Source organism: Marinomonas sp. GJ51-14 (assembly GCF_055808695.1).
On record NZ_CM147879.1, the window covers coordinates 105,074 to 127,322 of the forward strand.

At 39.6% G+C, this 22,249-nt stretch carries 21 protein-coding genes and 1 pseudogene; 6 read left to right on the top strand and 16 right to left on the bottom strand.

Annotated features, from left to right (window positions below; translation table 11 throughout):
• Positions 1-4: 4 nt before the first annotated feature.
• From dapE to panD, 4 genes are all read left to right on the top strand, one after another.
• Positions 5-1,156, top strand: coding sequence for a succinyl-diaminopimelate desuccinylase (gene dapE / locus AC0L3Y_RS00525; RefSeq protein ID WP_473467448.1), 1,152 nt, complete (start codon positions 5-7; stop codon positions 1,154-1,156).
• Positions 1,157-1,163: 7 nt separating this feature from the next.
• Positions 1,164-1,430: a hypothetical protein gene (locus AC0L3Y_RS00530; RefSeq protein WP_473467450.1), complete on the top strand. Its 267-nt coding sequence runs from the start codon at positions 1,164-1,166 to the stop codon at positions 1,428-1,430.
• Between the two features lie 4 nt (positions 1,431-1,434).
• Positions 1,435-1,809 carry a hypothetical protein gene (locus tag AC0L3Y_RS00535; RefSeq protein WP_473467452.1) on the top strand — a complete coding sequence of 125 codons (375 nt, stop codon included), beginning with the start codon at positions 1,435-1,437 and terminating at the stop codon, positions 1,807-1,809.
• 67 nt (positions 1,810-1,876) lie between these two features.
• Positions 1,877-2,257: an aspartate 1-decarboxylase gene (gene panD, locus AC0L3Y_RS00540; protein WP_473467454.1), complete on the top strand. Its 381-nt coding sequence runs from the start codon at positions 1,877-1,879 to the stop codon at positions 2,255-2,257.
• Between the two features lie 98 nt (positions 2,258-2,355).
• Here the strand turns inward: panD and tpx are convergent, their stop codons facing one another.
• Both tpx and AC0L3Y_RS00550 read right to left on the bottom strand, forming a co-directional pair.
• Positions 2,356-2,853: a thiol peroxidase gene (tpx, locus tag AC0L3Y_RS00545; RefSeq protein ID WP_473467457.1), complete on the bottom strand. Its 498-nt coding sequence runs from the start codon at positions 2,851-2,853 to the stop codon at positions 2,356-2,358.
• Between the two features lie 41 nt (positions 2,854-2,894).
• Positions 2,895-3,287, bottom strand: coding sequence for a cold-shock protein (locus AC0L3Y_RS00550; RefSeq protein WP_473467460.1), 393 nt, complete (start codon positions 3,285-3,287; stop codon positions 2,895-2,897).
• A gap of 364 nt (positions 3,288-3,651) precedes the next feature.
• Here AC0L3Y_RS00550 and AC0L3Y_RS00555 point away from each other — a divergent pair, with 364 nt between their 5' ends.
• Entirely contained in the window at positions 3,652-3,864 is a 213-nt protein-coding gene (locus tag AC0L3Y_RS00555) for a SlyX family protein (protein WP_036161773.1), read from the top strand.
• An 18-nt stretch (positions 3,865-3,882) separates the two neighbouring features.
• Here AC0L3Y_RS00555 and AC0L3Y_RS00560 read toward each other — a convergent pair whose 3' ends face one another.
• From AC0L3Y_RS00560 to cysM, 9 genes and pseudogenes are all read right to left on the bottom strand, one after another.
• A complete protein-coding gene (locus AC0L3Y_RS00560; protein WP_473467464.1) occupies positions 3,883-4,677 on the bottom strand; it encodes a class I SAM-dependent methyltransferase in 795 nt (264 codons plus the stop codon).
• Positions 4,678-4,865: 188 nt separating this feature from the next.
• Complete coding sequence (locus AC0L3Y_RS00565; RefSeq protein ID WP_473467466.1) at positions 4,866-5,666, bottom strand: undecaprenyl-diphosphate phosphatase; 801 nt, start codon at positions 5,664-5,666, stop codon at positions 4,866-4,868.
• A 4-nt stretch (positions 5,667-5,670) separates the two neighbouring features.
• On the bottom strand, positions 5,671-6,378 hold the full coding sequence (gene tsaB, locus AC0L3Y_RS00570) for a tRNA (adenosine(37)-N6)-threonylcarbamoyltransferase complex dimerization subunit type 1 TsaB (protein WP_473467468.1): 708 nt from the start codon (positions 6,376-6,378) through the stop codon (positions 5,671-5,673).
• Positions 6,379-6,385: 7 nt separating this feature from the next.
• Complete coding sequence (gene adk / locus AC0L3Y_RS00575; protein ID WP_473467471.1) at positions 6,386-7,042, bottom strand: adenylate kinase; 657 nt, start codon at positions 7,040-7,042, stop codon at positions 6,386-6,388.
• Between the two features lie 225 nt (positions 7,043-7,267).
• Positions 7,268-9,897, bottom strand: a pseudogene (ppc, locus tag AC0L3Y_RS00580) (phosphoenolpyruvate carboxylase).
• Positions 9,898-9,983: 86 nt separating this feature from the next.
• A complete protein-coding gene (mazG, locus tag AC0L3Y_RS00585; protein WP_473467474.1) occupies positions 9,984-10,787 on the bottom strand; it encodes a nucleoside triphosphate pyrophosphohydrolase in 804 nt (267 codons plus the stop codon).
• Entirely contained in the window at positions 10,784-13,033 is a 2,250-nt protein-coding gene (gene relA, locus AC0L3Y_RS00590) for a GTP diphosphokinase (protein ID WP_473467477.1), read from the bottom strand. The genes mazG and relA overlap by 4 nt, the downstream gene beginning before the upstream one ends.
• Positions 13,034-13,049: 16 nt before the next feature.
• A complete protein-coding gene (gene rlmD, locus AC0L3Y_RS00595; protein WP_473467479.1) occupies positions 13,050-14,366 on the bottom strand; it encodes a 23S rRNA (uracil(1939)-C(5))-methyltransferase RlmD in 1,317 nt (438 codons plus the stop codon).
• Between the two features lie 151 nt (positions 14,367-14,517).
• On the bottom strand, positions 14,518-15,411 hold the full coding sequence (gene cysM, locus AC0L3Y_RS00600; protein WP_473467483.1) for a cysteine synthase CysM: 894 nt from the start codon (positions 15,409-15,411) through the stop codon (positions 14,518-14,520).
• A gap of 384 nt (positions 15,412-15,795) precedes the next feature.
• Between cysM and AC0L3Y_RS00605 the strand changes: the two genes are divergently transcribed.
• Positions 15,796-18,615, top strand: a complete 2,820-nt coding sequence (locus AC0L3Y_RS00605) for a response regulator (RefSeq protein WP_473467486.1) — start codon at positions 15,796-15,798, stop codon at positions 18,613-18,615.
• Here the strand turns inward: AC0L3Y_RS00605 and acpS are convergent.
• The 5 genes from acpS to lepB are packed head-to-tail and all read right to left on the bottom strand — an operon-like array spanning position 18,582 to position 22,201.
• Entirely contained in the window at positions 18,582-19,028 is a 447-nt protein-coding gene (gene acpS / locus AC0L3Y_RS00610; RefSeq protein ID WP_473467488.1) for a holo-ACP synthase, read from the bottom strand. The genes AC0L3Y_RS00605 and acpS overlap by 34 nt on opposite strands.
• Positions 19,028-19,765, bottom strand: coding sequence for a DNA repair protein RecO (recO, locus tag AC0L3Y_RS00615; protein ID WP_473467492.1), 738 nt, complete (start codon positions 19,763-19,765; stop codon positions 19,028-19,030). Before recO ends, acpS begins: the two co-directional genes overlap by 1 nt.
• A gap of 5 nt (positions 19,766-19,770) precedes the next feature.
• The gene (gene era, locus AC0L3Y_RS00620; RefSeq protein WP_473467495.1) at positions 19,771-20,685 is read right to left on the bottom strand and encodes a GTPase Era; all 915 of its coding nucleotides are present in this window, start codon (positions 20,683-20,685) and stop codon (positions 19,771-19,773) included.
• Positions 20,678-21,361, bottom strand: coding sequence for a ribonuclease III (rnc, locus tag AC0L3Y_RS00625; protein ID WP_473467498.1), 684 nt, complete (start codon positions 21,359-21,361; stop codon positions 20,678-20,680). Before rnc ends, era begins: the two co-directional genes overlap by 8 nt.
• Before the next feature lie 15 nt (positions 21,362-21,376).
• Entirely contained in the window at positions 21,377-22,201 is an 825-nt protein-coding gene (lepB, locus tag AC0L3Y_RS00630; protein ID WP_473467500.1) for a signal peptidase I, read from the bottom strand.
• Positions 22,202-22,249: the final 48 nt, after the last annotated feature.

Below are 22,249 nucleotides of genomic sequence, written 5' to 3' on the forward strand. Positions count from 1 at the left end.
AAGAATGTCTGACTTGTCACCAACACTAAAACTTGCCATAGATCTTATCTCACGCCCTTCAGTTACCCCAGAAGATGCTGGCTGCCAAGAACTAATGATTAATCGATTAAAAAACATCGGTTTTGAGATTGAATACATGCCATTTGGGGAAGTGAAAAATTTCTATGCTAAACGCGGTACATCAGGTCCAAACCTTTGCTTTGCAGGGCATACTGATGTTGTACCAACAGGCCCTGAAGCGGAATGGAAAGTTCCACCATTTTCTCCAAGCATTCTTGATGGTATGCTTTACGGACGTGGGGCAGCAGATATGAAAGGTAGTCTTGCAGCTATGGTAACAGCCGTTGAAGCCTTTGTTGCAGAGCACCCAGATCATCAAGGCCAGATTTCATTCCTAGTCACCAGTGATGAAGAAGGCCCATTCGTAGACGGAACAACACGTGTTGTAGATGCTCTAATAGAACGTAACGAAATAGTCGATTGGTGTATCGTAGGCGAACCTTCAAGCACAAAAACATTAGGTGATATCATCAAGAATGGCCGACGAGGTTCATTTAGTGGTGATTTAACTGTATATGGTAAACAAGGCCATGTTGCTTACCCTCATCTAGCTGAAAACCCTATTCATCTTGCTGCACCAGCATTAGCCGAAATGGCCAGTGCCCATTGGGATAACGGTAATGATTTTTTCCCACCTACCAGCTTTCAAGTATCAAACATTCAAGCCGGCACAGGAGCAACAAATGTCGTTCCAGGGAAGTTGAATGCACAATTTAACTTCCGTTTTTCTTCGGAACTAGATTTCGACGCTTTAAAAGTCCGTGTTATAGAAATTCTAGAAAAACACAATTTACGTTATGACATTGATTGGACATACAACGGGCTTCCATTTCTAACACGTCCAGGAAACTTAGTTGATGCCATAGTAGAAGCGGTACAAACAACGGTTAACATTACACCAGAGCTATCAACATCCGGTGGTACATCTGACGGAAGATTTATTGCAAAAATGGGCACGCAAGTAGTTGAACTTGGACCAATAAATGCGACAATCCATCAAATAAATGAATGTGTAGATGCTGAAAGCCTTAATAGCCTTTCTAAGATTTATACACGCATATTAGAAAACCTCTTTGTCAATGAATCTAGAGCCTAACTACTGAATGAAAAATTCAATACACAGATTAGCTCTCAAATTAGGCAATAATCCTGCTCTCGCACTTAAGAAAATAATTCAAGGTGGATTAGTACTTCTTTTTGGCATTTTAATTGTCATGACTGCGGATCGGGTAATTACAGAGTCTCTCACTCAAGAAGTTATTGCCTTATTAGGATTAATTATAGCGGGAGCTGGTGCTCTGTGGGCACTTATTGGTTATTTATCAATGAGTGTTTTTAGGATTTATCACATAATCAAAAAGAAGGATTAAAGCGATGCAATCAGACATCGAAGTATATGTATTATCCTGTCCGACAGAGAAAATAATTACTTGGCTTGAAGAGGCGTTCACTCTTGTTAAAAAAAGCACACCTTCAAAGCTATGCTCAAAAGTAACTATCCATTTTAATGGCCACGATATTAACGTGACCATTTTAGAACAAGCCGCAGGTAAGCGCTTTACCTCTATCTGGTTTGAATCAGATAAGACCCCTTGGGACAACGATATGTCTTGTGCAAAACAAGTTTTCGAATCTCTTGGTTGCGAAGTACGTTGCAATTTTCAAGGATGGGAAGAAGAAGGAAATCAAGACCCTGACCAATGGTGGCGTATAAGCAAATACGAGGAAGGCCCATTTATTTGGAACTAATCCTTTCCCATAAAAATATCACACCAAAACAAAACGCTACACAGAAATATTAATAGAGACTTTATACATGCAAATTACACTTCTTAAAGGCAAACTTCACATGGCCAGCGTTACTCAAGCTGAGCTTTGGTACGATGGCTCATGCGCCATTGATAAAGACCTTGTAGAACTCGCTGGTTTCCGAGAGTTTGAAAAGATAGACATCTATAACGTAGATAATGGTGAACGCTTTCATACCTACGTTATCTTAGCTGAAGCAGGATCAGGTACGATTTCAATGAATGGTGCAGCTGCCAGAAAAGTACAAGTAGGCGATAGAGTCATTATCGCTGCTTACGGACAAATGGATGAAGCCATAGCAGATCAATTCAAGCCTAAGCTTGTTTACCTCAACAAAGATAACAGTGTTGAAAGAACAACCAATACGATTCCGGTACAAAAAGACTAAATTTTATAGGTTTAATTTTTGACCACAAAAAAGCCAGTTTTACACTAGTAAAACTGGCTTTTTATTGCGTCTTTTAACCTAGTACATAGAGTAAAAAGTTACGCTAATACAGCTAAAGCAGCTTCGTAATTAGGTTCATCAGCAGTTTCTGCAACCTGTTCAGTGTAAATAACTTTACCGTTTTCATCTAGCACAACAACAGCACGAGACAAAAGACCAACAAGTGGTCCTGTTGAGAAATTTAAACCGTAGTCTTCTCCAAACGATGAGCGAAAACTAGAGCCAGTATCAACATTATCAATACCTTCTGCACCACAGAAACGAGCAGCAGCAAAAGGTAAATCTGCTGATACACAAATAACATTAACGCCTTTAAGCGCTGCTGCCGATTCATTAAACTTTCGAACCGATGTCGCACAAGTAGGCGTATCAATAGAAGGAAAGATATTAAGCACCAATTTAGAGCCTTGGTAATCTGCTAAGGTCGCAACAGATAAATCTGTTTTAACCAGCTCAAATGCTGGAGCAATAGAACCAACTGCTGGAAGAGAACCAACAGTTTCAAAAGCAGTACCCTTTAGCGTTACAGTAGACATATTTAGCCTCTTAGATCGAATGAAAAATTAGTGAAAAACAATTAACCACGAATAATGGAAACGTTTTCAGCTTGTTTACCTTTTTCACCTTCAGTCACATAAAAACGAACTATTTGACCTTCAACAAGAAAGCGACGCCCACGTCCACGAATAGCACGGTAATGAACGAATACATCATCACCATTTTCCATAGTCAAAAAGCCAAAGCCTTTTGATGAGTTAAACCATTTAACAGTACCTTGCTCACGGTCATCATCTTCGTCTTCATCAGCTTCTGAGTCATAACCAGAAAAGCGAGCTTGACTAACCATAGAACCGACGTAAACAGATACTAGAACAAAGCCAAAATATATTAGGAAATTGGTGCCCATTTCTTCTTTCAAAACCCCAGCAATTAGCAAAGGTACAATCAAAGCTATAACAACACTAACCACTAATGCGCGTAGTGAAAAAAACCGGAACCAACAGAAGCCCCATTATTGCGCGAAACATTATCCTGATGATCATTCATAACAGTATTTCTCTTATTAAATTAAATATTATTGTTAAACAAAGTCTATTTTAAAAAAATAGGACTCAGTGTTAGTACAAAAGTGAATAAATAAATATTTACTAAACTCTTTTTTGAAATCCCCATGTGAAGCTTAAGAAGATAGTAGTAAAATACTTACCTTCTTTTGAGAGCAATTTTCACGCCATTTTTTTACTTTAAATGCTCAATACCTGCACCATATAAAGTATAGAATAGCCTATAAAGTAAGAGTTTAGTTTAGTAAGGTTAACACACAGAAGGCACCTATGAATACCTCAGAAATCAACCAACGTATAGACGAATTAGAATTCAAACTGCAATTTCAAGAAGATACGATTGATAGTTTAAATCAAGCTCTCATTCGCCAACAGAAAGACATACTTATGATGAAAGAGAAGTTCATCATGGTAAGTAAACAACTTGAGTCTTATCGCCAACAACAATCTATTCCAGAAGGTGAAAGACCACCTCATTATTAATGATTGGATTTTAAAAAGTTAAGCAGATAATAAATCGAGTGACTTCAAGACATAAATATCAAAACGGCCTGACTTTCCTTCAAGCTGATAAGTTGGTTCAGCGCCATTTAAAAACGGAGCGCCTTTAGGGCGTTTTACAACTACTCTATATTCCGCCAGAATCATAGCATGAGGTAAAAGATTGTCTGCATCCAAATCCTTACCGACTAAATCCCTAAAGAAAGCCATTTCTTTTTTAGCCGCTGCTGACGATTTTTCCATATGCGGGTACATAGGATCTAAGTACACTACATCAAATTTCTTACTTTCATCAAGTTCTGTTATATCACTATTAAGTAAAGGCATTCTAGCAACAATATCCGCGACTTCACTATGAAACGACCCACGATATAATCCATCTTCCAGCATAGCCCTAACAAAGCCAACTCTTTCACAAAGAGACACAGAACAACCAAGACAAGCTAAAACAAAAGCATCCCGACCTAACCCAGCCGTTGCATCCAAAACAGATAAATTTGATTTTTTATTTAGCCCAACCGCTTTCGCAATATCTTGCCCTTTACCACCACCAAAACGCCTTCTATGATCAACAGCACCTGAAGTAAAATCCACATAAACAGGTTTCGGGGCACCTTTCCCAGTCTTCGCTATAGCAACACCATCAGAGCTTTTTAATAATAAGTAATCATAACTAGAAATAAATTTTATAGGTTCATTAAGTAAAATAAACGGAAGAGCTAACGACTGAGCTAATAAACGAGACTCTGACTCTAAAAACCTATCCGCTGTTGCTACGGCAATAGAATTAAACAAAGCATCTTCTCCAGAATCATCTCAAATTAAAATTTAAATAATGCAGATCACTGTCCGACATCCAGTTTAACTCATCACCCTATCTAACATAAAAATAGAAAAAGCCTCTAAAGATTAGAAGCTTTTTATAAATACACTAGAAAATTTTATCATTAAATAGGTGTTCGAACTGAACACCCTACAACAAACTAAACGTACACTATCAATAAAAGCATCGAACCTAGAATCAATCGATAAACAAAGAAAGGAAAAAAGCCAATTCTGTTTAACCATTTTAAAAACAAATAAATACAAAGGTAAGCACTGATTGCGGATAAAACAACACCAACTAGAATACTCGTCCAATCCACCAATACATTAGATGAAATCAACTCAATCAATTTCAAACCACCCGCAGCCAAAATAAGAGGAATGGACAATAAAAAAGAAAAACGAGCAGCGCATTCTCGATTAAAACCTAAGGAGCGTGCGGCCGTCATTGTAATACCAGAACGAGAAGTACCAGGAATCAAAGCCAATGCTTGAGCCATCCCAATATACAACACACTCCTTGCAGAAAAGTCATGCTCTGTTTTATGACTTGATCCATAACGATCAGAAAGCCACAACAAAACACCAAAACCAATAGTGGTATAACCAATCACTTCAACCGAGCGTAAATGCGTACTGATAAACTCATCAAATACTAAACCAGCAACACAGGCTGGTATTGTCGCAAAACATATCCACCAAGCCAAACGACTATCAGAGGTTGATTGTCGATTTTTCAGTGAAACACACCAAGCAATAACAATTTTAACAATGTCTTTTCTGAAGTAACCAACAATCGCGATCAAGGTTCCAACGTGGACAGCAACATCAAATGCCAGACCTTGATCTTGCCAATTAAGCAGCTGGGCAGGAAGGATTAGATGGGCAGAGCTCGATATTGGTAGGAACTCAGTCAGTCCCTGAATCAACGATAAAAAAACAATTTGATACCACAACATTTTACTAGCGCTTCCCTATGCGAGGTGCCTGTTTTTCCCAGGTGATCTCATCTCTTAAATAGGTAGGCATAGCATCGTATGCAGATACCATCTCACCTTTATTGAAGTGTAATAAGGCTAATTCCGCGACACAAGCAGCACGAGGCGCAAAATCCACAAGAACATGCTCAGGTAAAGCCGGCAATAACGAGATTAATTCTTTCTCGTAACACCACCCAGAACCAATACCATTAAAACCAGTTGAAAATGCAGATAACACAGAAGGCTTAACAACACATTCATCGATCAATGATTTTATTTCGTAACAACCAGCGACTTTATTCACATGGTAGCCACCCAGATAAATTTCACCCATTCGTGCATCTAATGCAGAGAGCCAGTTATTAGCCCCTGTTTTTTGAAACCCTTCTAACGCTAAAGCAGCAAGAGTAGAAACAGGAATAACAGGCAAGTCTGCCCCATAAGCAAGCCCCTGCACTACTCCTGCACTAATACGAAGACCGGTAAAAGAACCAGGACCTCGCCCAAATGCAATTGCGTCAAGATCCGACAATTTCAAATTGGCTTGTTCTAAAATTCGATCTACCATAGGTAAAATCAAATCATTATGAAGACGAGGTGCCATGCGGAAATCTTCCAACACAACACCATCTATATTCAACGCAACAGAACACGCTGGCGTCGATGTATCTAATGCTAAAATGGCCGTCATTGAATAATTAAGCCTTCAAAGAAGCTAATAAACTTTGTTTAATTTCATTCAAATCGCCTACACCATTTACTTTAACAAACTGAGGTGCATTGGCACTGTCCGCTTTTAACCAGTCTTGGTAATAACCAATTAAAGGTGCTGTTTGGTCATGATAAACCCCTAAACGCATACGAACAGTTTCTTCACTATCATCAACACGTTGTACAAGATCATCACCTGTCACATCATCTTTACCTTCCACTTTTGGTGGATTATAAACAAGGTGATAAGTACGGCCTGAAGCTTCATGAACTCGACGTCCACTCATGCGTTTTACAATTTCCTCATCAGCAACGTCAATTTCAACAACATAGTCAATTTTTACGCCTGCATCTTTTAAAGCATCTGCCTGTGGAATCGTACGAGGAAAGCCATCAAACAAAGCGCCATTAATACAGTCATCTTGAGTCAAGCGCTCTTTAACTAAACCAATAATAATATCATCCGAAACAAGTTGTCCGGCATCCATAACGGCTTTGGCTTTTAAGCCCATTTCGCTGCCTGCTTTTACAGCTGCACGTAACATATCTCCTGTAGAAATCTGCGGGATACCAAACTCTTCAGTAATGAATTGAGCTTGGGTTCCTTTACCAGCGCCTGGCGCACCTAATAATATTACTCGCATAAGAAGTCTCCAAAGACAGTATTAACTGATTTGCAAAGCTACCAATAGAACGCCCTATTAAAGTGCTTCTAAGCACAAAAAACGAAGCATTCGGTAAGCCATCTGCATACTAAAAAATTGAATGGTCGCCAAGCATACCCAAGCAGCCCTTCACTATGCAAATTTACCTGTCATTTTTTAACGTTTTCTTGCACATAGTGAGCATTTATTAATCATATAGGTGAATTAGCCCGTATTTTGCATACCACTGGCAATCCCCGCCATTGTAATCATCAGAGCTTTATTCACTTCAGCGTTATCTTCATCTTTACGACTACGATACAAAAGTTCTGCTTGTAAATAGTGCAATGGGTCAATATATGGGTTTCGCACATCAATTGATTGACGTATGGTTTTGTTATCCTCAATTAGTCTTTCTTGCTTTTTCAGCATTTTCACAAGTTCACTAACCTGCTTCAGCTTACTACGTAATAATCGCCCCAACCCCTGCAACTCTTCATTCACCAAACGCTTCTCATAATACTCTGCTATTTCTGGCTCTGCTTTTGCCAAGACCATATCAAGCATGTCTAGGTAAGCTCCAAAGAAAGGCCATTTTTTGTGCATTTCTCGCAATTTTTCTAAATTACCGGATTCAACACCTTGTTGAAGAGCACTTTCAGCCCCCAACCAAGCTGGCAACATAAGGCGAATCTGCATCCAAGCAAAGATCCAAGGAATAGCTCGTAAACTCTCAACACCACCATCGGAACGACGACGAGCAGGACGAGAACCTAATGGTAATTTAGCCAATTCTTGCTCTGGCGTTGTTGCCCTAAAGTAAGGAACAAAATCTTCATGCCCACGAATAATTGAGCGGTATTGATTCATACCTACTTCCGCCATCTCATCCATAATGGCACGCCATTCTTCTTTAGGTGCTTCAGCAGGAATCAATGACGCTTCCATCACGGCTGAGCAATATAACTCTAAAGAACGCACCGCGATATCAGGAATGCCAAATTTGAAACGAATCATTTCACCTTGTTCTGTAACACGAATAGAACCATTTACCGAACCTGGAGGTTGCGACAAAATTGCCACATGAGCTGGACCGCCGCCACGACCAACTGTGCCGCCACGACCATGAAACAGTGTTAAATGAATACCATGTTTTTTACATAGACGAGTTAACGCTTCTTGTGCTCGATATTGTCCCCATGTCGCCGCTATCTGCCCTGCATCTTTGGCGGAATCAGAATAGCCAATCATGACTTCTTGGCGACCATTGATATAAGACTTATACCAAGGAAGAGAGAATAATTGTTCAATAATAGGTTCAGCGTTATCCAAATCAGCAAGAGTTTCAAATAAAGGAACTATCCTCATTGGAAAACTAACGCCTGATTCTTTTAGCATCAAAGCAACAGCCAAAACATCAGAAGGTGCACTAGCCATCGAGATAACATAAGAGCCAAATGAATTCTGCTGGCCTTGAGCAATCATTTTAAAGGTATCGAGAACTTCTTTTACCTCTTCCGTTGTCGACCATTCCATTGGCAATAATGGTCTTTTAGAATTTAGCTCCGTCAATAAAAAAGCCTGACGTGAAGCTTCGTCCCATTCTGCATAGTCTCCAAGGCCATAAAAACGAGTAATGGCAGATAAGGCATCAATGTGTCGAGCCGCGTCTTGACGTACATCTAGACGTACCAGCGTAGTTCCAAAAGTGGCAGCACAACGAATTAGATCAATCAAAGAACCATTCGCAATGACCTTCATACCGCAGTCCAATAAAGACTGATAACATAAGGTTAAATCGTCAATAAGCTCTTGAATATCAAGAAAAATATCATCGACTGATGTTGCTTTACCATCAAGACATGCTTTCGCCCAATTCTTGGTTGCAAGCATTTTTTTCTCTAGATGACGTATAACTTCTCGATAAGGTTGCGCACTGTCACCAACACGTTCACGCAATGCAGAATTACATTGGGTCATAGAGAATTCAGAACGTAAAACGGCTAAGTCTTTTATGTATAAATCTGCCGCCATCCAACGAGCTAACAATGCCACTTCTTTAGTAACCTTATGAGTTACATTTGGGTTACCATCTCGGTCCCCCCCATCCAAGTCGCAAAACGAATAGGTGCCAAATCCAAAGGCAAATGTTCAGTTTTAGAAAATGTATTAAATTGCTCATCTAATTGACGAAAAAAACGTGGTACGGCTTGCCATAAAGATTGCTCAATAACAGCAAAGCCCCATTTAGCTTCATCAACTGGAGTTGGTCGCTCTTCTCGAATTTCATCCGTGTGCCAAGCTTGTGTAATAATCTCTTTTAAACGTCGAATGTGCTTTGTTTCTTCGAGTGGCAGGATATTGTCTTTGTCTAACGCTTCCAATTCACTGGAAATGTTATCGTATTTACGAATAAGAGAACGACGCACAACTTCAGTTGGATGGGCTGTAAGAACCAACTCAATTGATTGTGACTGCAAGGATTCAAGCATTTGTTCTGGGGTGAAATTTTGTTTAGAAAGACGTTCTAGTAAATCCCCGATTGGATTATGGTAAACGCCTAAACTTTCATTAGTACGACGACGGTGTACTCGGTGATACTGTTCCGCAATATTAGATAAGTTTAAAAACTGATTAAACGCTCTGGCTACCGGAACGATTTCTTTATCTTCTAATGACTCTAACGCTTCAATAAGAGCAGCGGAGTCTCCTGATTGTCGTCCATCTTTGGAAAGTAACCGTATATTTTCAACTTTTTTAAGAAAGTCTTCGCCAAGGTGATTACTCATGCTTTCGCCGAGACAATCCCCTAGCAACCTAACATTTTCGCGCAATGACGCTTGACGATCACTCACTTCACCCTCCTAAACAGTATCAATAGCACTTATATGATTTTACACATACCAAAAAGTACTTTTACTAATTTCTACGATAAGCAAGCTTATAAACCTTCCTGTTTCGCTTGCTCCCAATAACGATCTAGCTCCTCTAAAGAGCAATCCGTTAGATTTTTATTCTGTGCTGATACAAGGGTTTCTATTCGACCAAATCGACGACGGAATTTAAGATTAGTTTTATTTAATGCTACATCTGGCGCAACATCAAGGTGTCTTGCAAGATTACTCACCGCAAATAACACATCGCCCATTTCTTCTTCTACATGAAGATTATTTTGCTCCTTTATCGCGTCTTCAAGCTCATCTAACTCCTCTCTGATTTTATCAAACACAGGAGAGACATCAGGCCAATCAAAACCAACCGTAGAGACTTTTTTCTGTATTTTTATAGCTTGCATTAAAGCTGGCATCGAAGCCGGAACATCAGCTAATAGACCTTCATCTGAAGGGCCTTTTTCTTGGGCTTTAATCTTCTGCCATTGGTTCGCAATATCCTGCTCCGAGAAAGTGTTAGGCTCCCCAAAGCGAGAAATATCACCATCCGGAAATATATGAGGATGGCGGCGTATCATTTTTTCAATAATACCTGCCGCAATATCATCAAAATTGAAACGCTTCTCTTCCTCTGCAATCTGCGCATAGAAAATCACTTGGAAAAGCAAATCACCTAACTCTTCTTTCAAATGGTCGAAATCTTCCCGCTCAATGGCATCCAGAACTTCGTAGGCTTCTTCCAAAGTATAAGGAGCAACAGATTTATAGGTTTGCTTTTTATCCCAGGCACATCCAAATGACTCATCTCTTAAACAAGCCATCAAATGTTGCAATTGCTCTATCGGCTTACTCAAAAATCTTTCTCTCTAAACACATTAGATACATTAGGTAATTGGTTAATACGATGTAGGAGTTTACTCAAAACACCTAACTCGCCAACTTCAATAGTAAAACGAATGGTAGCCATATGGTTTTCTTTTGCCGATAGCGTATTCATGGACAAGAGGTTTACTTTTTCATTAGCCAATAAACTTGTAATATCATTCAGCAAGCCTGTTCTATCATAAGCTTCAACCTGGATGTTCACTGGATATTGATTATCAAGCTCTTCTCCCCAGTTCACATTAACAATTCGTTCGGGCTCATCTAAACCTAATTGAACAATATTAATGCAATCTTGTCGGTGCACAGACACACCTCGACCTTGAGTAATATAACCAACAATGTCATCGCCCGGTATTGGTGTACAACATTTAGCCATTTGCGTCAGTAACTTACCGACGCCCAAAATATGTATATCGTTATCAGAAGACTTATGACGACTCTTTTTCAAACGAATTGGGCGAACAGGCGCCGCATCACCATCAAGACTATATAAATCATCAATAACACGTAATACACGAGCTAATTGAATGTCACCAGCACCTAATGCACCATAAACTTCACTGGCACTTGAGAAACTAAATCGAGAGGCAATTTTTTGGAAATCTATACGACTATCATCAATGCCAAGACGTTTTAATTGCTTATCTAATAATTGCTTACCCGCCTCTAAGTTTTTCTCACGGTCTTCTTTTCTAAACCAGTTTTGAATACTAGCTCGGGCACGACTGGTTTGCACATAGCCCAATGTTGGGTGAAGCCAATCTCGACTTGGCCCACCCTCTTTAGAGGTTAATATTTCAACTTTATCACCGGTTTTTAAATGGGTTACGAGGGTGATAATTTTACCATTCACTTTTGCACCACGGCATCGGTGACCAATTTCTGTGTGCACTCGATAAGCAAAATCAACCGGTGTTGAATTAACGGGTAAATCAACCACATGACCATCCGGAGTAAAGACATAAATACGATCTTGTTCTATGTCACTACGTACTTGCTCAGACAGGGATTCAAGATCGCCTTGAACTTCATGAAAGTCCAGAATGGCTCTAAGCCATTGAAGCTTTTCTTCGTAACTGGTGCTGTTTGAACTTAAATCTGTCCCTTTATATTTCCAATGAGCACAAACACCAAGCTCCGCATCTTCATGCATTTTATGTGTGCGAATTTGAATTTCAAACACTCGCCCTTGCGGACCAACAACCGCCGTATGCAATGACTGATAACCATTTGATTTAGGGTTGCTAATATAGTCATCAAACTCTTGTGGTATAGGTCGCCACAAAGTATGGACCGTTCCTAGCACACCGTAACATTGCATAGGTTCATCAACCAGAATACGTACTGCACGAACATCATACACTTCATCAAAACCAATATTTTTGCGCTTCATTTTGCGCCAAATACTATAAATATGTTTTGCCCTACCCATTAGATCAGCATGAATATTAATGCTTTTTAAGCGCTCATCTAAAACACTGATAACGTCATCAATATATTGTTGACGATCAAGTCTCTTTTCATCTAACCAAGAAGCAATACGTTTATAGTCAGAAGGATAAAGGTAGCGAAAAGAGAGATCTTCTAACTCCCATTTAATATGACCTATTCCTAAACGGTGAGCCAAAGGTGCATAAACACTTTGAACTTCTAAAGCGACAGCTACTCGACGGTCTTCGTCTTGGTGTTTCGCTTCTTTAATTGCACATGCACGCTCGGCCAATTTAATTAGTACGACGCGAACATCGTCAATAATAGACACCAACATTTTACGTAACGATTCTAATTGGTTGTCATGACTACCCAATACTTCAATGGCGGTGTCTGCACTAAGGTTTTTAGAAACCTCGCCCATCCGAATCACACCTTCGATAAGAGACGATACTTTACGACCAAACATTTCTGTCACACGAGACAAAGGAAGCTGATCTTCACGCACAACTCGATATAAAGCTGCAGCGACTAAAGAATCTTGATCCGCTCGAAAACCTGATAGGATTTCAACCATTTCAAGACCAGCACGAAAAGTACTCGCCTGCGCGCCCCAAAATGAAGGTCGAGCGCATTGTAGTTCTGCTTGGCGAGCCAATTCACAGGCCATACGTAAAGGAACCCTAGCACTGTCGTCAATAAGGTGGGTAAACTGTCCCATCCAAGCGTCAATGTCGACATTACCATCCTCTAATACAGGGTGATCTTTTCTTACTGTAACCATGTATCCGCCCTTAAATTTACTTCTTTTTTTGCAATAACATCATGGTTTCCACATGAGATGTTTGAGGAAACATATCCATCAAACTCACACGAAGAACACGATATCCTTTTGCAATTAAATATTCTGCGTCTCTTGCCAATGTAGAAGCGTTGCAAGAAACATACAATATTTGTGTAGGTTGCATTTTTATTATTGTGTCTAGAAATTCAAAAGCACCAGCACGAGGAGGATCAAGCAGTACTTTTGTGATTCCTTCTTTTTTAAATTTATGTGCAACTGGCTGTGTTAAGTCAGCCGCAATAAAAGATACATTATCAAAACCATTCTGACGTGCATTCTCTTTTGCTGCAGCAACCATGGTTTCCTGTACTTCTACTCCAATAACAGACTGCACACGTTTGGCCAATGGCAAAGAAAAATTACCGACACCACAAAATAAATCTAAAACTACATCTTGGTTCGTAAGGCTCAGCCAGTCTATTGCTTGCGCAACCATTTTTTGGTTCATAACCGCATTAACTTGGATAAAGTCTTGTGGATGATAACTCAACCTCAAGCCATCAAGATCATAATAGCGCATGTTTTCTGGTGCAACTTCTGCCTTGCTCATTGATGGTGCTTGCCAATACAGAGACACATTCTCTTGCTTAGCCCAATCTTGCCAACTATTTTCCAATGTTTCAGAAAGAACCGAAGTTAAACGAAATAAAACAGAGACGCCTCTAGTGTCTTCCAATAACTCAATATGCCCAAGTGCACCTGCTAAGTCATTCCCAGATAAGGCCAACTTCAATGAATGGAAGATTTCTTGTAGAGGAGCAGTAAGAACAACACACTGTTCAACCGAAACAATGTCTTTTGAAGCTTTGCCACGAAAGCCCAAAAAAAGTGTTCCGTTCTTATTATTAACAGCAATGCGTGCTCGGCGACGATATTTTGTTGAAGCATCTGATAATAATTCTAGATCTTGATCTGTAAGCACATTACGCAGCTGACCTTTTAGCCAATCAACTTTTGAAGATAATTGTTGCTCATCCATCAAATGCTGAAAACTACAACCGCCACATTCGTTAAAATGCTGACAAGATGGGGCGATTCGATAAGCACTAGGCTCAATAATATTAGTCAGAACTGCCTCATCAAAGTGGCGCCCTGTTTTTGTAATTTGTGCGGAAACTGTTTCACCCGGTAAAGCGCCTGCAATAAAGGTTACTTTACCTTGTAAGCGAGCAACGCCTTTTGCTTCGTGAGTCAAACCATCTACTTGGAAAGTTTGTACCGGACCAATAGGCTGTACTTTAGTCGGGCGGCGTGAGGGTTTTCTTCTTCTCAAAGGAGGCTCTCTTTATTTCCTGAACTTAAATTAAAATGTAAAGGTAAACGTACGAGGTATTCTATCGCATCTACTAGTAATCCTACACGTTTAAAAGAGAACCTTTGACTCTAAGCATTCCATTTTATAACTTCTAGTGAAAGGGCTTATACTACGAGTTAAAAACTCCTGTTGATAAATAACGGTCACCACGGTCACACACAATCGCAACAATAACTGCATCTGACAGTTGCTCAGATAACGCCATGGCCATGGCAACCGAACCACCTGAAGAAACCCCACAAAAGATGCCTTCCTCTTTTGCTAGTCGTCGCATGGTTACTTCTGCCGCTTCTTGAGAAACATCCATCACTTTATCCACTCGACTATCGTCAAAAATAGCTGGTAAATATTCTTTATTCCAACGGCGAATACCTGGAATGCTTGCACCATCTTGTGGTTGTAAACCAATAATTTGAATCTCACTATTTTGCTCTTTCAAATAATGTGAAACCCCCATAATGGTTCCAGTCGTTCCCATTGAACTAACAAAATGTGTCACTGTGCCTTGTGTTTGTTGCCAAATCTCTGGCCCTGTTGTTAGATAATGAGCATTGGGGTTGTCTTGATTCGCAAACTGATTAAGCACAACCCCCACACCTTGATCCTGCATTTCTTGCGCAAGGTCTCGAGCTCGCTCCATACCCTCTTCCTTAGTGACTAAATGAAGTGTCGCACCGTATGCAGACATGGCAGACTTTCGCTCCTGACTCATGTTATCAGGCATAATCAAATGCATTTTGTAACCTTTAATTGCAGCTACCATCGCCAATGCAATACCAGTATTACCGCTAGTTGCTTCAATTAAACTATCGCCTGGCCTAATAGCTCCACGAAGCTCCGCTTGATGTATCATGTTCAAAGCAGGACGATCTTTTACCGAGCCGGCAGGGTTTTGTCCTTCCAGTTTTAAAAGAATCGTATTGCTTGGATTAGGATTGATACGCTGTAAGCGAACCAAAGGAGTTTGCCCAATTAGGGACTCGACACTAGGGTACTGAATCATAAAAAAAACTTCATTGACATTGATGACATAGGGAATGAAACTTAATGCTTCAAGCCTATTTAAGAACACTTATACTAAACAGTACAATAAGAAAGCGTTATAAACTTAGTTTCATTTTCGCATTCTAGGCCAAACGACATGTTCATAACACGTATTTTTACATCGTTTTTTTTAATACTCATACTCAGCAGTTGTGATCAGTCTTCAAAAAATCTTACAAAAGTAGACAATGTGGAGCTGAGAAAAAAATGGCGCGAATGTATGTATATCAAAAACCCATCTAGCCGTGAACAACAGATGTGCAACAATTATGGAAAAGAATGCGATGACCGTAAAAACAAAGCTAATTTCGCTTGTTACTGACCTATTAGCTAGATATTCAGTATGATGAAGCTCATTTTCCCACTCATATCACCGACACTAAGTGGCCGACTATTTTGGGCGCTTTTTCTGCCCTCATTCACCATATCCATACTCGCTTGTTTTTTCCTTTTGTCATCTCGCTTTAGTGATCTCGAAAAAAATTTATACGAACACACCTCTCATATAACCAAACAAGTTGCAGCAACAAGTGAATATGCCATTGTATTTTCTGATCAAAATATGATGAATCGAATATTACAAAACACACTTAACAACCATAATATTAATAGTGTTCAAATATTTAATAGTGAACAAGAGATCATCGCAGAGCTAGGCAAAACACCTTCTGCTACCACTAATCTTTTCACTGATGATATTAATATTATTGAGCACCCAGACTATTTAGAATTCATTAGCGCCATTTACTACGCAAGCAACACTTTTGACAGTGCATTAAATGCTCAAACCAATTTATTTAACCCTTCTGAGCAACGAAACATAATTGGTTGGGCTAGAATTGAAGCCAGTAAATCTGAAACCCAAATTAAAAAATATCAGTACGCAAGTCTTGTCATATTTATTTTTGCCCTGTTCAATGCCGTGGTTATTTTAGGCGCCTTACATTTATCGAAACTGCTAATGCAGCCTATTAATAAGCTCTCTCAGTCATTAAATAAGTTAGTCAAAGGTCAATTCTCAACCGTCAAATTAATGAAGTTACCTTCTGAATATGCCGCCATTCAAAAAGACATTTTTGATTTGACAGAAAGACTGGAACACCATAACGAAGAACTTCTCCTTGGCATTGAACAATCAACAGAAGATATTCGTCGAAGTATGGATAGCATGGAAGAAAAAAGCGCTCAACTGCATATAGCAAATCGAGAAGCGATGGAGTCGAACCGGTTAAAATCACAATTCCTTGCCAACATAAGCCATGAAGTCCGAACCCCTCTTAATGCGATTCTCGGTTACACAAAAACGCTTCAAAAAGACATTACAGATAAACAACAACGCTTTTATGTAGATACTATTGAGCAATCCACCAATAACCTGCTGGCTATTATTGGCGACATTTTAGACTTTTCTAAAATAGAAGCAGGGAAACTAAACCTTGAAAGTAATAACTTTAATCTAAAATCCTTGATTCACGACGTTTACCAAACCTTGAGCATTAACCTGTTGAGTAAAGATAAACAAATAGATTTGGTACCAGAGTTCGATCAAGACATACCAGAATGGTTTGTAGGTGATAGCATTCGTATTCGACAAATCCTAACCAACTTAATTGGTAATGCGATCAAATTCACCTACCAAGGCTCTGTTAGGACTAAGGTATCTATCGCCTCACAAGATATGAAAGACATTACTCTATCATTCCAGATAATAGATACAGGTATTGGTATACCAGAACACAAAATAAATCGCCTTTTTAAACCATTTTCGCAAGTAGACACAAGTACAACAAGACAGTTTGGCGGTACAGGACTAGGACTGGTCATTACCAAAAAACTGGTTGAACAAATGCATGGAAAAATAGAAGTCAGTAGCGATCCCGCCATTGGTTCAACTTTCCGTTTTACCCTAAAGCTCAAACTTTCCTCTCAAGTCAGTAAAGAGAAAGCCGCATTAAATAAACACATCATCTTACTAGAGCCGAGCTCAACCTATAAAACTTACATGTACAGATATTTAAATGATGTAGGTGTCAGTTGCACCTCTTGTTCTGATTTGGAACAAGTGGTTGCAGTACTCAATAAAAAGCAAAGAACGACTGATGCCATTCTGCTCAGCGTAACGCCAGATGAACAAAACGTACTAGAAGCAAGAGAACTGATCATCTATGCAAGACAGCAATTTCACACGCCGTGCATCTTGATGATTCAACCACCGGGACAAATCGCTCACTATCCAGATTTAAAAGATTTATGTAGCGATATTTTATTAAAACCCATCAGTCATGATCGACTTTACAACGCACTCAGTAATTTAAATAACACACCAATAGAGCAACAAATTCAGCACTCAAAAACCCAACAACCACAAACCCATTTTTATACAGACAAATTAAAAGGGCTAAAAATACTGGCCGTCGATGACACGCCAATCAACTTACAACTGCTCAGCCATTGGCTTAAGCCATATGGCATAGAAGTGTCCTTAGCTTACAGTGGTCGACAGGCTATTGACGCGGCAACAATCGAAAAGTTCGATATAATTTTCATGGACATTCAAATGCCAGAAATGGATGGCATGGAAACAACTCGCCAACTTCGTTTACTAGGTGATTATGAAAACACTCCTATAATTGCACTGACAGCGCATGCGTTAGGATCTGAACAACAACAAATTCTTGCCTGCGGAATGAACGCTTACTTAACTAAACCAATTGATGAAGATATATTACTTAGCACCATTGATACTTGGCGTTCAAACACCGAAACCCTCCAAGATCAAATAGATGCAAAACTGGTTAACGTTTTTGATCTAGAAAAAGCATTAAAAATCGTTGATGGTAAAGCGGACATAGCAAAAGAAATGTTTGATATGTTGGCTGATTCGTTAGATGCAGAGAAAAAATTGATTCAACATCACCTCGAGCACCAAGATACAGAAAAACTCATCGAAGTGGTTCATCGAATTCATGGCGCATCTAAATACAGTGGCACCATAAATATTGCGCGTCATGCCGGTTTTTTAGAAACCCACTTAAAAGAATTAGGCTTAGAAGATGTGGAAGGTGTTGCAGAGGACTTTATTGAAGCTATCGAAGATTTACTGGACCATCGTCAACTTATCCCCTGGCCTCATGATTTAGACTCAAGCACCACAAACGCTTGAGCATAAGCCTTTTCATCCGTTAAGCTTAAATGCCAAACGACAGGAAAATCATAACGAGCTGAAATAGAATCATCTACAATTAATACTGGTTGCCCTGTTGATAAGTTATTTACAGTGAAATGTTGAAAGCTTATACCTGAACCAATACCTGTTCCCAATGCTTTTACAGCCGCCTCTTTAGCAGCAAAACGCTTGGCAACAAAGGCATTTGATTTTTCTAAGTTACTAATCTCTGACCAACGCTGCTTTTCTTCTAGGGTTAAAATACGGTTAATAAAACGCTCACCTAGTCGCTCAATAGACTGAGCAATACGAGCGATATCAACTAAATCCGTTCCTATTCCGATAATCAATTTTTTCCTCAACGTCTTTTCAGACAGGTCTTCTTCAAAGAACCATTCATCATGACACATTATAAACCACGGAAAATAGGAACACCTAAATGCCGTTCCCCCTGAAAGGGTTGCTTCGGTAACAAACGCCTAGAATCAATAGGCTTACCATTTAGTAAACTGTCTAGCCAATTACGATGCAACTCTTTTGCTAGACTCAGTACCTGTCTATCCATCCATTTACCAGAATGATAATCCAGCGCCACACGCCCTTCGACAAACAACATAGGCATTTGTTTAGGTGTTTCTCCATAATAAGGCCTTAATCCAAATTTATAGTGAAACTGGTAAAGCTGATCTGCTTGAACCAATTCACCTCGACCAGTAGACACCATATTAATGGCAACACCTAACTCTGAAAACAGGCCTACTTCAAAGCGCCTCAATAATGGCGCAATAGCAGCACCGGTATGGAGACTCTCTATTAACCACTTATAGAGTGTAAATACATCTGGTAAAGGCAAATTCAACGGCAAGAGTTTTTCAAGTAGTTCATGGGCGTATAAAGCAGCATACAGAGGTAATCCCTCTAGAGATAAAGCTGACGTTAATGATTCTAGGCTTTTCACCGTTTTTAAATCACTACGACCTATGTACTCCATTTCATAACATAAAAAAGGCCCAGGTATGACCCGAGCCTCTTTTTTTGGTAACCGCCATACACCTCTAATTAAACCTTGCTCAAGAGTTAAAACATCCAGCAAAATTTTACTGTCCTGAAACGGGCGGGTGTGGATCACATACGCGGAAGCGCGCATAGAAATTACTCTTCCTGATAACCTAAACTGGCTAATGCACGCTCATCATCTGACCAACCAGAGCGCACTTTAATCCAGAGATTCAACATAACTTTATGTTGAAATAAATTCTCCATATCAATACGTGCTTCTTTACCAATCAGCTTAATTTTATCGCCACGTTCACCTATGATAATGCGTTTTTGGCCATTTCGTTCAACTAGAATCAACGCACTAATATGTATCGCAGATTCATCATAAACGAACTCTTCAATCTGAACCGCCACTTCGTACGGTACTTCCTGCCCCAATTGACGAGTAATTTTTTCACGAACAATTTCAGCAGCCAAAAAGCGAGAACTACGATTTGTAATTTGATCTTCAGGATAGAATTGTGAACCTTCAGGAATATAGCTTCCAACCAAACGCTCTAGTCGATCAAGATTATCATTGCGCAATGCTGAAATTGGCACAATTTGCGAAAAGTTCATTCGCTCAGATAAGTTTGCTAAACGTGGAAGCAAATCTTCCTTTTGATCAAGCTGGTCTACTTTATTCGCGACCAAAATAACAGGACAACGAGCATGCTTAACTTTTTGAAGTACAGACTCATCCTCTTCTGTCCAACGATCTGCATCAATCACAAACAAAACAACATCCACATCTTTCAATGCCGCTGCCGCTGTTTTATTCATAATACGGTTAATCGCTTTATCTGTCGCTGAGCCCAAGTGCAAGCCTGGGGTATCAACATAAATTGCTTGAACATGACCCTCAGTTTTAACACCTAAAATCTGATCACGTGTGGTTTGTGGCTTACGTGAAGTAATAGATAATTTTTGCCCTAATATATGATTAAGCAAAGTGGACTTACCCACATTTGGGCGGCCGACAATGGCGATATAACCACAGTGGGTAATTTCAACTTCAACGTCAGACATTTTTCTTTTCCAATTTTTTTAGTGCTGCTGTTGCTGCATTTTGCTCAGCAATTCGACGACTGTTACCTTTACCTTCAATAAAGTCATCACAAAGCTCAATATGACAATGCACATAAAACGTCTGATCATGAGGTTCACCGACAATGTTCACCACATCATATTGAGGTAAAGCATGTTTACGAGCTTGTAAGTATTCCTGGAGGCGAGTTTTGGCATCTTTTGTCACTATTTTCAATGACGTAGCGTCTAAACGCTCTTTATACCATTCCAATATATGCTGGCGACAAACATCCATACCTGCATCCAAATACATACCACCAATGATGCCTTCAACAGTATCAGCTAAAATAGAATCTCGTCTAAAACCACCACTCTTCAATTCACCAGCACCTAATTTAAGATAGTCACCTAACTGAAATTCTCTTGCTAACTCCGCCAGCGTATCACCTTTTACCAACGACGCTCGTAAGCGACTTAACTCGCCCTCTTTGGCTTTTGGAAAACGGTGAAAAAGATCTTCAGCAATAACATAATTGAGAATAGAGTCGCCTAAGAACTCAAGACGCTCATTGTTCTTCCCACCAAAACTACGGTGCGTTAGCGCCAATTCAAGTAATCCAAGGTCTGCGAAAAAATAACCTATTCGCCGACTCAATTTTTGATACTGTGAGCTCAAAATTTCTCCAAAAACTTATTCAATCAAACCATTGTTTTTAAAACTTGGGATACTGAAAAATTCATCCCAATGCAGCCATACATAAAAGGCACGACCTTTCATATTTTCTTCAGGAACAAAGCCCCAAAATCGGCTATCTGCACTGTTATCACGATTGTCCCCCATAACGAAGTAATGGCCTTCCGGCACAACCCAATCGCCTTCGTGAGGTGTATTACGATAACTATTATAAATCTCGTGCTCTATACCACCAATATTTTCATTGAACAATTCAACAGGTTCTCTGCTTGGGTTTAGAGACACTGACAATTTGCTCAATAGATCTTTACTGACCTGCTGACCGTTCACTGTCAAAATTTTATTATGATAGCTAACCTGATCGCCAGGAAGACCGATCAAACGTTTAATATAGTTTAGACTAGGATTTAAAGGGTATTTAAATACCACAACATCGCCACGCTGTGGTTGAGTCGTTGGAATAATCGTTGTATTTAAAACAGGTAGACGAATACCATAATCAAATTTGTTAACTAGAATAAAATCGCCAATTTTCAATGTCGGCAACATAGATCCCGATGGGATCTGAAAAGGCTCAACGACAAATGAACGAAGACAAAAAATCACTGCAATAATCACAAAATATGATTTCACTTCAGCAACAAATTTAGGCGTTTCAGCCAACCTTTGTTGGGCATCTTTATTCAAGACATCTCTCGCTTCCGTCGCCATATTATCCAAAATTTCTTTGCGTTTAGGATAATAAACAACTCGGTCAAACACCCAAAAGGCTCCCGTCACTAAAAATGCAACGGCCAGTATCAATTCGAAATCAAAACCCATACTTCACTTCTCCACTAGGGTACGTATTGACGCACCTGTTCGATTGTC